Here is a 12886-nt window from a genome sequence, read left to right as displayed (position 1 = left end):
GTAATCTGTTTTTTATGCTTGGACTTAAGGGAAACAATAATCCTGCGACCACATTAACTATAATTATAGAAACCTTATTTGTAGATTTAGTTTAAAAAACAATCTTTTATCTTCACCATAATATAATTTTCCGAAATCATGTCTCGTACTACTTGCTGTTTCAAGCCTGGTGTTATAAAAAAGATAGTCCTCAAATTTATTTTTATTATATATGTGATAGCATAATACGTCTCCATTACCTTTTACAATAAGATATCCACCGGTTGCATCTAATTCTCCTGTCCAGACACTACCTGGCATCATTCCTAATGCTACATCCATTAAAAACTTTTTAATCTTGTATGCATAAAATGGATGATAAGATGTTACATCGAAATTAGCGGGATTCTTCTTTTCCAATTCTGTAATTAGCTGAGATATATTTGATAAAGATGATGAATAGGATATTTTTAATAGTTCTGCAACTATTAATGGCAAACAACTATCTATTAAAGTTAAATTATTATTAAATACTTTATTTTCTGTACAAATATACTCTAATTTTCCTCCTTGCCGATATATATTTTTTAGCCTGTCTTTTATTTTTGTTTTTGAATTTATCGAGTTTATATGGTTCAAAGTCTTATCATCAGGATGAAAATTTTTTACCTCATAAATAAAGTTTGTAGTTTTTCCTGCGTTAAGTAATGTTGATGGTGATCCTAGTTGAGATTTTATACTGAAGCCCAATTCGGGATTAAAACCTGTTATAGGGTCATGAATAATTATTTTTATATCGCTTTTTATAGAGGACTTTGCCTTTATACTGTTACTACCGAAAGAATGTATAAAATTTTCTAATTCTTCTATATAAAAAGTAGTAGTTGTTTTCTCTTGCAGTTTTGTCAATAAAATCTTTGATTGCTCTTCAAATCTTTTTATGGGTAATCTAAATATTTCTTTGTCTTTCTGTATAATGACTAAGTCTCCATCGTATGAAAATTGAAATTTACCGCTTGTTTCATCTCTTAAAATTTTTATTATAGGGAAAATCAGATTTTCCATTTTGTTTAATTCGCTATCGCCTGCATATAGACTCTGATCAGCAATAATTTTTAATAAAACATATAACTCACTCCATTCTCCTTTATTTCCCTTTAGTTTCTCCATTTTCATACTCCTTTATTTCTTTTAATATTTTTTTTGCTGTCGCTTTAATCGCAGGAATCGCCACAGAGTTACCGAATTGTTTATATGCGGAAGCATCAGAAACCGGAATAATAAATTCATCCGGAAAACCTTGAAGCCTGGCCCATTCTCTCGGTGTCATCTTTCTTATGCCTTCTCTATTTACTTCTCCCTTGATATTTGTCATAGGTTTGAAATCCGTTATTCTGTCATCAAATACAAGGTTTCTTTCCCTGCCCATACCTCCAACCATAATAGCATTTGTTATACCGTTGTCATCAATAATTTCATAGCCGAATCCGTTTCCTTTATTTTTGTGCCTTTCTTTATGCTCTTTAAGTGTTTTTAAGTATTGAGTAGATAAATAATATTTTGTGGGAACAACATTTTTTTCCTTAACATCTAAAAATTTTGTATCCTTATTAATGGGTTTTGGATAAGCAAATTTCGTGATTTTTGTACAGGGATGGAATCCAACAATAAATATCCTTTCTCTGTTTTGAGGAAGGCAAAAATCTTTTGCATTTATTATTTGTGGTTCAGGTACAAAATATCCTAAATCGTTTCTCAATACATTTAAAATTGTTTCTAATGTTTTTCCTTTATTATGATTTCTAAGGCCCTTTACATTTTCAAGAAAAAAAGCTTTGGGTTGCTTTTGCTTTAATATATCTGCTACTTCAAAAAAAAGAGTACCTCGCGTGTCTTCAAAACCGCCTCTTTTACCTGCGATAGAGAAAGCCTGGCATGGGAATCCCGCACATAATATATCGAAGTGTTCCGGGATATATAGTTTTGTGGTATCTTTTGTAATATCTCCGAAGGGAAGTTCTCCAAAGTTTGCCAAATAGGTCTTTTTGGCTTCACTATCCCATTCACTAGTAAATACACACTTTCCACCTAAACTTTGAAAAGCAATTCTAAATCCTCCTATGCCTGCGAATAAATCTATAAAAGTAAATTTAGGATTATTAGGTGGAGGAAAAGGAACATCGAGTGAATCAAAAATACCGTATTGTAGGGCTTTTTCGGCAGCTTCAGAATCCGTTTCTTTATCGGGGTAAGAGTAAGTCATTGCCTTTTGAGTAAACTTGACAGCTTCAGATTTATATAACTCGTTATTTTCCATGTGTTCATTTAGCAAGTAATGAGTTACAACTGCTTTCATATTTTGCTCTTCTTCAGATTCGTTTTTAAATTTGGTACCTATGAAAGATGTTAAATCCAGTTTATCTTTTAACTCCATCTTTAAACCTCCGATTACTTTTTTGATCTTATAAATACAAGTCGGCAATTTTTGCTCTATATCTTTAGCCCAGAACCGTAAAATTTTCCAGCCTTCTTTTTTAAGATATTCATTTACTTCTTTATCACGCTCTATGTTTCTTTCTATTTTTTTTATCCAAAATTCTTGATTTGTTTTGTGGTCTAATTTTTTTGTTAGCCAATCTTTTCCATGCCAAAATTCTCCGTCAACAAAAACAGCAAGCTTCAAGTTTGTAAATACAAAATCCGGTTTTCCAAAAACCGACTTATCGTTTTTGATGAACAACAAGCCTTCAGACAACATTGCTTCTTCTAACAGTAGTTCCGGCTTTGTACCGCTTGCCTTATTTGCCTGCATATTTTTTCGTCGTTGTTCTTTCGTTAATTTATCCATAGATCATACTTCCTAAAAATAATATACTAAAAAACAAAAAAAAGCAATTATTGTTGACAAAAACACTCAATATAGCTTTTTCTCCATTCCTTGACCAAGCCCCTTTTTTATGCTAAAATGGCTCGAATTTAGGAGTATAATGCGTGGAAGAGATACAAACTAAGGAAGGCGGAGCCGTAATTCCGATTCCTATCGAAAATGAAGTAAAAAGAGCCTACATAGATTATTCAATGTCAGTTATCGTCAGCCGAGCCCTGCCCGATGTAAGGGACGGCCTAAAGCCCGTTCATAGGCGAATCCTTTATTCGATGGAAGAAAAGGGCTTACGCAGTTCAGGCCCCACCCGAAAGTGTGCTAAGATTGTAGGTGATGTATTAGGAAGTTACCACCCTCACGGCGACGCTTCGGTCTATGATGCCCTCGTCCGCCTTGGACAGGACTTCTCTCTCCGCTATCCGGTTATTTATCCCCAAGGAAACTTCGGAACCATAGGAGGCGACCCGCCCGCGGCTTACCGATACACGGAAGCTAAGATGGCCAAAATAGCCGAAACCATGGTCGAGGACATAAAAAAAGAAACAGTCGATTTTATTCCGAACTTTGACGATTCTACAAAAGAGCCGACTGTTCTTCCGGCTAAATTTCCCTTCTTGCTTGCAAACGGCTCAAGCGGAATTGCCGTCGGTATGGCAACCAATATGCCGCCCCACAACTTACGCGAAATAGCCGATGCGGTTTCAGCCTACATAGACAATCCCGAAATTGAAATAGACGAGCTTTGTAAATATATGAAAGGCCCCGATTTCCCGACAGGCGGAGTTATCTACGGACGAAAGGGAATAAAACAAGCCTTTAAAACAGGCCGCGGAAAAATATTGGTACGCGGTAAATTTACAATCGAGGTCGATAAAAAAGGAAAAGAAACAATAGTCTTTACCGAAGTACCCTATCAGGTAAACACGACTACCCTTGTATCCCGCATCGGGGAATTGGCCCGCGAAAAAATTATAGACGGAATCGCAAACGTAAACGATGAAACTTCGGATAGAACGGGTTTGCGTGTTGTTATAGAGCTAAAGAGGGGGGCTATTACAAAGGTCGTTTTAAACCAACTTTTTGCAAAGACAGCTCTTCAATCTTCTTTCGGAGTTATAAACCTTGCTCTTGTAAACGGAAGGCCTGAAACCCTTAACTTAAAACTTCTTGTAAAATACTTTGTCGAGCACAGGGTCGATGTAGTTACCCGCAGAACAAAATTCGATTTGCGTAAGGCGGAAGAAAGAGCTCATATCTTGGAAGCCCTCATCGTTGCCATCGACAATATAGATGAAGTTATCAAAATAATAAGAGCCTCCCGCGATACGCAAACGGCAAAAAACGGCTTAATGGAAAGGTTCGGCTTTGATGATGTTCAAGCTCAGGCCATAGTCGATATGCAGCTAAAGCGTTTGACAAGCTTGGAAATCGAAGACCTTCGAAAAGAGTTACAGGAATTGCAGGTTCTAATCGCTCACTTAAAAGACCTCCTTGCCCATCCCGAAAAGATTTTAGCCTTAATAAAGGAAGAAACTAACGAGATTGCCGAAAAGTTCGGAGATGAACGCAAGACCGATATAGTAGCCGATGAGGTTGAAGAGCTCAATATCGAAGACCTTATCAAAAAAGAAGAGATGGTTATTTTAATTTCCCACCTCGGATATATTAAGCGTATTCCTGCCACAGCCTATAAGAGTCAAAACAGGGGAGGTAAGGGTTCCAACTCTGCAAACCTTGCCGAAGACGACTTTTTGGATCAGATTTTTACAGCCTCAACCCATGACTATATTATGTTTATCACAAATGCGGGAAAGGCCTACTGGTTAAAGGTGCATGAAATACAGGAAGCAAGCAGAACAAGCCGCGGCTCTCACATAAAATCCCTTCTTTCGGTTTCTTCCGATGAAGAAATTACGGCCGTTGTTTCCTTAAAAGAATTCGATGATAAAACCTATCTTTTGATGGCAACAGCGGGCGGTGTTGTAAAAAAAGTAACAACCGATAATTTTGCAAATGCAAAAACCCGCGGAATCATCGCTATAAAACTTGATGAGGGCGATAAACTGGTAAGTGCAATTCTTACAGGCGGCAAGGACGAAATCATGCTGATTACCCGCCGAGGTCAGGCCCTCCGCACCAGCGAAGAGGACATCCGCTCTCAAGGGCGTTCGTCGCGAGGTGTTACCGGAATAAAGCTTTCTTCCGAGGATGAGCTTACAGGTGCACTCCGAGTAACGGAAAATCAAAAAATGCTTGTTATGACCGAAAACGGCTACGGTAAGCGTGTGGAGTTTTCCGAATTTTCCGCTCACGGAAGAGGAACCGGCGGACAGCGTATCTACACCCTTTCGGAAAAAACGGGAGAAGTTGTAGGGCTTCTTACCGTCTTTGATGACGATGAGGTTGTCTGCATAACGGGTCAAGGAAAAACTATCCGCATAAGCGTAGACTCTGTCGGCACTATGGGAAGGTCTGCACAGGGTGTAAGAATATTGGATATTGAAAGTCCCGATATGCTTATCGGGCTTGATGTTGTTGCCCGCGATGAAGAATAGGTAAAGTTTATGAAAAAATTTGCGATTATGGGTTTAGGAACATTCGGAGTACGAATGTTGGATGAGCTTATAAAAATAGGGGCTGAGGTTATGATCATCGAGCAAAATAAAGACCTTATCGAAATGTATAAACCAAAGGCTTCTTCTGCAATTGTACTTGAAGAAATAAGTGAGCTTTCAGTACGCAAAATTCTTCCCTCCAAGGTGGATACGGTAATCGTAGATTTCGGCCGCAAGGTGGAGCTTTCAGTAATTAGCACGACAATATTAAAAAATTTAGGCATTGCAAACATTGTTGTACGTGCCCAATCCGACGAACACGGAAGACTTTTAAAAACCGTCGGGGCCACCAGTGTAATTTATCCCGACAGTGAAGCAGCCAAAAGAACGACCCCTATTTTAGCCGCCGACCTCCTTCTTAAATTTATGCCTATTTCAAAAAATCTTGCCCTTGCCGAAGTCGGAGTAGAAGCACGATATGTCGGTAAAAGCCTTGCCGAATCAAATATCAGAAAAGATATGGGGGTAAACATTATAGCCCGCCGAAAAAAAGAAAGCGAAGACTTTATCTTTATGGATGACCCTGAGTATAAATTTGAAGATGATGATGTTCTTTTAGTTGTTGCCTCTGAAGAACACATCTATAATTTTTCCGGCGGTAAGATAAGCCTAAAAAATAATTTAAAAAAAGATGGAGATATAAAGCCGTCAATCTTTAAAAATCTTTTTTCTTCAAAAAAAGTATAGTTGATAATTGGGAGATTGCCGATTTAAAGCCTAAAGGAGAGTGTGCTGTTATGGAAAATCTATCCTGCTCAAAGTGTGTTTGTGATGAAACCGGTCTTCAATTAAAACCTAAAAAAATATCTAAAAATTTATGGAAGCTGGCCTATCCTACAATGATTTCCGCAGGCTTGCAAAACTTTTATGATATTGTCGATATGGTTTGGGTAGGGCAGATATCTAAGACGGCTCTTTCAGGTGTTACCCTCTTTTCTTCCATATACATGCTTTTTACTATTTTGAATGAAGTCGCCGGTGCAAGTTCTGTGTCAATGATTTCGCAAAACTACGGCCGAGGCGATATGGAAAAGACTCAGCGTATTGCCGAACAGACTATCAGCTTTAAGGTTGTGCTTGCAATAATGTCAGCTTTTCTTTTAGCCATTTTTTTAAAACCGATTTTATGGTTTTTTCTTCCGGATCAAGAAGTTTTAAATTCCGCTTTAGAATACGGATGGCTGAGAATCTTTTTTATTCCTATAATGTTTTCTTCGTATTCGGTAAATACGATTTTTAGATGTACCGGAGATGCAAAAACACCCCTTCACATTATGATAATATCCACCATCATAAACTTGGTTTTAGATCCTGTTTTTATGTTCGATATAATTCCCGGAACAAGTATCCCGGGCTTAGGTATGGGTGTTTTTGGTGCAGCCCTTGCAACAGTAACAGCCCGAACTATAAGTTTCTTATACGGATTTTTGATTCTTTTAAGCGGAAGGCGCAAGGTAAAAATAAGCTTTAGAGGTCTTTTTAGACTTGACAAAAAAATAGATGCCGACCTTTTACTCATAGGACTTCCTTCAGGCATTAACTCACTTGTCCGCAGCTTTGCTCAGGTAACGATTATGAAATTCGTAACAGTTTACGGAGCAGATGCAGTTGCTCTTGCAGGGGTCGGAGGTAAGCTTTCGCAGTGTGCCTTTATGCCTATTTTCGGATTTAATATGGGCGGAGCAACTTTAATAGGTCAAAGCCTTGGCCGAGACAATGTTAAGGAAGCAAAGCTTACTTCTAAGATAAACGCTTTTATGTCAGCCTCTGTAGTAGGAATTTTTGCAGTCATAATTATGGGAACGCCTCAAACTTTTTTGCGGTTTTTCTTCCCAAATGATCCGTCAATGCTTTTGCAGGGTAGTTTAATGTTGCGTATATTTTATCCTTCCTTTATAATTTTATCTATGGGATTGGGGCTCGCTGTGGTTTTTTCAGGTTCAGGTCATACAAGGCCCATACTTTATTCTACCTTGGGTTCTCGCTGGTTTGTACAAATCCCGTTTTTATTTTTGGTTGTAAATATTTTACACCTTCCCCTATTTGCCGTTTGGACTTCATATATTTTTTCGGAGGCAGCCGAATTTATAGTCATTCTATATCACTACCGCAAAGGGGTTTGGTGTAATAAGAGGGTTTAAAATTTGCTGAGTTATCGTCACGGCTTTCATGCAGGAAATCAGGCCGATGTTTTTAAGCACTCGGTTCTCTTTTCTTTTTTAAAACTCTACACCCAAAAGCAAAAGCCATTTACGGCTTTCGATTTAAATGCAGGAAGTGCTTACTATAATCTTTTAAGCGAATGGAGTTTAAAAACCGGCGAAGCGGAAGAAGGGATAATCCGCTTTTTAGATTTATATAAAAAAGAAAAACTGCCTCTTCCAATACCTGAAGACTTCAAAGCCTATCTGGATTTTTGCCTAAAAAATTATGATGAAAATTCCTCTTATGCCGGCTCTCCTGAAATCATCCGTTCATTTTTACAAAAAGAATCCAATTTGATTTTATGCGATTTACATTCTGCCGAAGCCGAAAAATTAAAAGAAATTTATAAGCGTGCAGAAAATGTTCATGTACACAAAAGGGATTGCTATGAGGCTGTCAGGGCACTTACGCCGCCTATTCCTATCCGGGGCTTTGCCTTGTTTGATCCAAGCTACGAAGTCGATTCTGACTATACAGCGATTGCAGAGGCTGTCGAAAAGGTCTGTAAAAAATGGCCCATAGGTATCTTTATAATTTGGTATCCCATATTGAATCACAAAACCGAAGAGTGCCGAGCTCTAAAAAACCGAATCACTAAGGCTATGAGCAATAAAATATTAAACATTGAGGTCAAGCATTTTTCAAACAAGATAGATTCTGAAAATGAATACGGCTTACAAGGCTCAGGCCTTTTAATCACAAATCCGCCATGGGGCTTGGAAGAAAAACTGAAAGAAATATGCGGATATATTGAGAAAGTGAGCGCCGGGTTAGATTGAAGATTATTGGGCTTTGTGATATAGTGGGGGAAAGGGCGTTGAGTGGACGCTTAGACCGAGAGAGTGTTAATGAATAAATATAAAACAGATATTGGTACATGCAAAAATATAATAACAGAGTTTGTAAATTCAAAATACTTAAATGGAGATATTAATAAGCTTGTCAGCTTTTCATTTTCAGATTTGTGTGATGATAATTATTTCGGTTGCAAGGGCAGATTTTTTGATGAAGATGATACAGATTTAGCAAGAGCAATAATGTATTTAATTTGGTTTAATAAAATACCTGATTTAGCATTTGATGATATTGGAACAGGTAAAAATTACAGAGGAGATACTCTGAATACTTACAATACATTATTTGGAAGAAATAACCAATATAAAAAATATATTACAAATTCTTCCTTAGAAAATACAATACTTGAGTTTAAGAAAAAATATGTAACACTTGGTAATTTTATGTTAATGCCAAATATAACAAAACAAGGTAAGAAATCTATTAATTGTTACAGAGGTGTCGGTAGTGGATGGTACGATTATTTTGATATTTTTTTAAATGAATTGAATAAGTGTTTGAATAAATTTGATGGGAATGATGCAGTTCTCTCGATGCTAATAGAAGAAAATGATTTTTACTTCAAAAAAATAAATAATATAAAAATATTTTGTGAGGTCAATTATCTGGATTCTTATCTTTTAAATAAAAAGGTAAAAATTTTATTTGAACCTTATATTTATCATTGGAAATATAAATCTATTGATGAAAAAATACAAAAACTATATTCTGAATTCGTTAAAAAATATATTAGTCAAGTTAATGATATAATCAACTTTCGTTCAAAGAAGATGTTCAAGGATTTACTAATAAAAATGTACTAAAGCTATTTATCTAACATCTGCTTCAACGCTGACATTACTATGCAAGGCAGGTTAAGCGAATGGTATGTGCATAGTGTAAAACACTGGAGATAAAAACATGAATTGATTTTTGGATTTGGAAATATGAATATGATTCATCCATAAATATAGCTTGACAATATATATATATATATATATATATATATAATAGAATAATAAGTGTAGTAATTATATAAGGAGGTTTTAATGTCAAATAAACCAAAGTTAAAAGTCTTCTCTTTTTATATGTTTTTTGTTTTTCTTGTTTTACTCGGGGCTCAATATATTCTTTTAGATTTATATTCTTCCCGCTTATTTGCATTTCAAGAAAATTTATTAAACCTTAAAACAATTCAAGCAAGACCTCTTGTAGAAACTCTTGTTTTGATTGCAGGTCTTTTACTTATCAATATACTTGCGCGTTTTGCAATCATCCGTTTTGGGCGTAGAAAATTGCAGATAAAAAAAGATATGGTAGAAAAATATTTAAGACTTCCCTTTACTTATTATTATGATGTAAACTATGCTCAGGTTTTAGATTCATTACAAAGTTACCCCGAGTTTTTTATAAACGATGTTTTAAAAATATACAGACTTTTTTTTAATGCTGTAATTTGTGTTTTGATTTTTATAAAACTTTTTTATGTAAGTGCGATGCTTTCTGTCTTATCTCTGGGATTATTATTTGTATTCTTTTTAATAGATAGATTTTTTTTACGCCTTGTCCGGAACATAGATAAGCTGAGAATAAAGACCGCTCCCTCCTTGTACAAGGAACTCGGAGATTCCGTTTCCGGACGCTTGGATATCCGCTCGGTAAGCTCGCATAAATATTTTGAACAAGGTATCTTTTTAAAAATGGATAAACTTTGTAACGGGTGTTTTAAAAAGAAGGAAGGTATAGCTATAAGCCGAAATAATTTGGAGCGCATTATTCAAAAAGTTTTACCTCTTCTTTCACTTCTGGTTGCCTTATTTCTTTTTAAAGATAAGAGCGTAGGGAACACGATTATGCCTTTCTATATGCTTTTTATTTTATTGCCGAATCCTTTGAGTACGATTTCCATATTTGAACATATTAAAAATCTAAAAACAATGATTGAACCCATTGAAGAGCTTTTACAAAAAGAAGAAACTAAAAGAGGAAGCGCTTTATTTAATTATGATGATATAAATGTTAATTCATTAACCGTGAACTTACGCAACCAATACCTTCTTAATAATATCAATCTAAATATTAAACGATGTGAAAAAGTTTTAATCATAGGAGACTCCGGCTCGGGAAAATCCGTATTTTTAAATTGTCTTATGGGTGCAGACTATAATCAAAAAGGGCAAGTAAACTACGGCAGTACGGAAGTAAAAGAATTCTCTTCTGAAAGTTTTTTGCAAAACACTTCATTCCTTGATCTAAAAGGATTGGTCTTGCCCGGTACATTAAGATACAACCTGCTTTTAAATAGTCTTGAAAAAATTAGAGATGATGCCTTAAAGTCTCTTATTCGTTCTGTGGGTATTGCAGAATTTATTCCGTTTTTACATGACCTTGATACGGTTCTTGATCCCGATACTTTATCTGACGGGGAAAGAGTTACGGTTTCACTTTTAAGAGAACTTATTAAAAAGCCTCAAATATTTTTTCTTGATGAAACTTTCAGCTCGCTGGATGTTGCGGTTGAAGACCGCTTTTTAAAATACCTAATGTCAACCGATAGTACGGTAATTATGATTTCTCATAAAAAAGAACATGTTCAATATTTCGAACGGGTGCTTTATTTTCAAGCCGGAAATATCCGCGTAGATATAAAAGCAAAATATGCTTTAACGAATCCGCCGATAAAAGATTTTTACAATTCGGTATATCAGAATATGCAAAAAGGAGAGGCCTTATGAAAACCGTTTATACTTTATACAAAAAATTTTATAAGAGTTTAACATTTCTTCTTATTTTTTTACTTGCTCTAAATGTGTGTAATTCCATATTTCTTGTTTTAGGAAGGATGAGCCTTAATAAAATATTGGACGGATTTCCCTTTGCTTCTCTTTTAGCTATGTCGATTTCCGTTGTAGTGTATGCTATAGTCCAAAGTATTTATGAGCTTATTTTAAATAATTCCATTACTTATCGTGCATTACCGCCTATGATGAAAACGGCCTTTCACCATAGTTTGGTAAACAGCAACCGTAAGACAGAGGAAGAGGGCTTTTATACAATGTCCTATACTCAAGACATTAATGTTCTTATTCCTTTTTGTTTTCAATTTACGGCTGCTTGTTTTAATATTATTATTCTTAATGCTTTTTTATTGTCCATATCAGTATTTCTTCCTATTATTTTATTGGTAATAATTATATCGGCTAATATTTTTATTACTTATTTGGATAAGCAAATAAACGGAGCTTATGGCTTACTTGATGATGAGGGCATAAGTTACTACGGTATTGTTAAAACTATATTTCAATCTATTTTTTTAACATTAAATAATTCGATTAAATCTGAATGCGAAAAATCTATTTTGCAAAAAGACGAAGAGCTTTTAAAAATCGGAAATAGGATTCAAAAACTGGAAGCCGTAAAACATATTTTTTTTGAAGGTCAAAATTATTTTATTCCTATTGTCATAAGTGTTTTCTGCCTTTTTGCATTGCCTAGCGTTAATTTGGCAAATCTTTTATACATAATCTTTATTATTTCGTTGGCTAATCAAAACATGTCAACTATTTTTTTAGCGGCAAGACAAATAAAAAGATCGGTTCCTATAGCAAAAAAATATTTTAATTATATTGAAGAATGTGAAAACAATCACAAAAAAAATATTCATGGCGATGGAGCTCTGATTAACGCAAAGAATGTTTCGCTTGTTAAAAAAGATAAACTTATATTTAATAATATCGATTTTAAACTAAATGAAGGCGATAGAATTGCCGTTGTAGGACAAAACGGTTCGGGAAAGACAAGCTTATTACGAATTCTCACGATGAATGAAGCGGAGTTTTCAGGCCCGCTTACATATAATTTAAAAGCTTTAGGAACAAATACAATTCCTTGTCTTTGGAGTCATCCACATATTTTTAATATTTCATTGCGGGACAATCTTGTATTCGGCAAAGCTATTCCCGATTCCGATATAATGGAAATATTGAATGTACTTAAATTATCTCATTTTGTAAACTCCTTACCGGAGGGATTGGATACTGTTATGGATATGAATAATTTAACAGTATCGGACGGAGAGCGCAGCAGAATAGCATTAGCAAGGATATTGCTTTTAACCTCCGATTGTCCCGTCCTTCTTTTGGATGAGTTTTCCCGTAATGTCAATACGGAAATAGAAGACTTGATGTTTAATTTAATTTTTACTAAAAAGTCTGCAATCGCTGCCGTTACAAATAATATTTCAACTGCAAAACGCTTTCAGAAAATTTTATTTGTTTCAAAACAGGACGGCAGTATCAGTGAAATCGATAAAAACGAAATAGAGGAAAGAATAAAGAATTAGCTGATATTAGTAAAATATTTAAACCCG

At 35.3% G+C, this 12886-nt stretch carries 9 protein-coding genes and 1 pseudogene; 7 read left to right on the top strand and 3 right to left on the bottom strand.

Annotated features, from left to right (window positions below):
• Positions 1–63: 63 nt before the first annotated feature.
• From HGJ18_RS11090 to HGJ18_RS12890, 3 genes and pseudogenes are all read right to left on the bottom strand, one after another.
• Positions 64–1149, bottom strand: coding sequence for an HpaII family restriction endonuclease (locus HGJ18_RS11090; RefSeq protein WP_253696506.1), 1086 nt, complete (start codon positions 1147–1149; stop codon positions 64–66).
• Positions 1127–2413, bottom strand: coding sequence for a DNA cytosine methyltransferase (locus HGJ18_RS11085; RefSeq protein WP_253696504.1), 1287 nt, complete (start codon positions 2411–2413; stop codon positions 1127–1129). Before HGJ18_RS11085 ends, HGJ18_RS11090 begins: the two co-directional genes overlap by 23 nt.
• A gap of 72 nt (positions 2414–2485) precedes the next feature.
• Positions 2486–2827, bottom strand: a pseudogene (locus tag HGJ18_RS12890) (very short patch repair endonuclease); the annotation flags it as partial.
• 143 nt (positions 2828–2970) lie between these two features.
• Here HGJ18_RS12890 and gyrA point away from each other — a divergent pair.
• The 7 genes from gyrA (at position 2971) to HGJ18_RS11050 (ending at position 12859) form a co-directional block, all read left to right on the top strand.
• A complete protein-coding gene (gene gyrA, locus HGJ18_RS11080) occupies positions 2971–5418 on the top strand; it encodes a DNA topoisomerase (ATP-hydrolyzing) subunit A (RefSeq protein WP_002672933.1) in 2448 nt (815 codons plus the stop codon).
• 9 nt (positions 5419–5427) lie between these two features.
• A complete protein-coding gene (locus HGJ18_RS11075) occupies positions 5428–6165 on the top strand; it encodes a potassium channel family protein (RefSeq protein WP_253696502.1) in 738 nt (245 codons plus the stop codon).
• Between the two features lie 50 nt (positions 6166–6215).
• Entirely contained in the window at positions 6216–7619 is a 1404-nt protein-coding gene (locus tag HGJ18_RS11070; RefSeq protein ID WP_253696500.1) for an MATE family efflux transporter, read from the top strand.
• A gap of 3 nt (positions 7620–7622) precedes the next feature.
• Entirely contained in the window at positions 7623–8462 is an 840-nt protein-coding gene (rlmJ, locus tag HGJ18_RS11065) for a 23S rRNA (adenine(2030)-N(6))-methyltransferase RlmJ (RefSeq protein WP_253696498.1), read from the top strand.
• Positions 8463–8531: 69 nt separating this feature from the next.
• On the top strand, positions 8532–9341 hold the full coding sequence (locus tag HGJ18_RS11060; RefSeq protein ID WP_253696496.1) for a DUF6994 family protein: 810 nt from the start codon (positions 8532–8534) through the stop codon (positions 9339–9341).
• 225 nt (positions 9342–9566) lie between these two features.
• Positions 9567–11252, top strand: coding sequence for an ATP-binding cassette domain-containing protein (locus tag HGJ18_RS11055; protein ID WP_253696495.1), 1686 nt, complete (start codon positions 9567–9569; stop codon positions 11250–11252).
• Positions 11249–12859, top strand: coding sequence for an ATP-binding cassette domain-containing protein (locus HGJ18_RS11050; RefSeq protein WP_253696493.1), 1611 nt, complete (start codon positions 11249–11251; stop codon positions 12857–12859). Before HGJ18_RS11055 ends, HGJ18_RS11050 begins: the two co-directional genes overlap by 4 nt.
• Positions 12860–12886: the final 27 nt, after the last annotated feature.

Source organism: Treponema denticola (genome assembly GCF_024181405.1).
In the GTDB taxonomy this organism is placed as follows: Bacteria; Spirochaetota; Spirochaetia; order Treponematales; family Treponemataceae; genus Treponema_B; species Treponema_B denticola_D.
The sequence above is the reverse complement of the archived record's forward strand: the minus strand, read 5'-3'. Positions and strand labels throughout refer to the sequence as shown.